Consider the following 834-nt stretch of genomic DNA (forward strand, 5'->3'; position numbering starts at 1 on the left):
CCCACGCCACCTCGCACCGACCGGCGCAGTGCCTTTCCGGGCTCAGGACCACGCCCCAACCATTGGTACACAAACCCCATCCATTAACACATCACCGTGTTCAATCATGAAGGATCTGACTCGATGTCTATCGACACCCCTGCTGTCACTTCTGATTTCATAGAGAATTTCTTTGCCTACGTCGATGCGCACGATTTCGACCGGGTCGAATCGATGCTTGATCCCGAGTGCGAGATTGTCGCTCCTGGATTCACTCAGGTCGGTGCCCCCTATGTGTGCCTGTGGATGGCGGGGTTCTTCGCGACGTTTCCCGACCTCCGCCATCATCCACGCCGCGTTGTGGTCGATGGCGACGAGATCGCCTTCGAATTGCGCGTGACCGGGACGCACACGGAAGACCTCCCGCTGCCGGACGGCTCGAGCATCCCACCGACGGGGCGGTCCCTCGACATCACCCTGGGGGAATTCTGGACATTCGCCGAAGGTCGGGTGAAGAACTACACCGTCTACTACGACCACCACGACTTCCTCACCCAACTGTCTGCACTGGATTGAACCTCCGGCCAGGAATCACATCGGGGAAATCCCGGATCGGGGCCAAACAGCTCCGCCGATTGTTCCTGCTCTGCAGGTGGGAACACCGCGGAATGCTCAGCATCCGTGGCCATCTCATCCCCGAAAGCTACCGAAAAATGCTGACCTCATCGCGGCATACCTGGAGCCGMGGCGCATCGCTTGCTCAGCAGACGTTCATCCACGCAACCTCCGTTCGGGGGGGTGGTGGTGCTACAGCGAGGATTGCCAGAGTCATGATCCACAACATCACTGATATCC

The 834-nt window shown here is 59.1% G+C and carries 1 protein-coding gene; it reads left to right on the forward strand.

Going from position 1 to position 834, the window contains the following annotated elements; all coding sequences use genetic code 11:
* Positions 1-123: 123 nt before the first annotated feature.
* Positions 124-555: an ester cyclase gene (locus AC1D1G_RS45685; protein ID WP_477956997.1), complete on the forward strand. Its 432-nt coding sequence runs from the start codon at positions 124-126 to the stop codon at positions 553-555.
* The last annotated feature ends 279 nt before the right edge of the window (positions 556-834 follow it).

It is taken from the genome of Rhodococcus sp. P3_B8 (assembly GCF_056402775.1).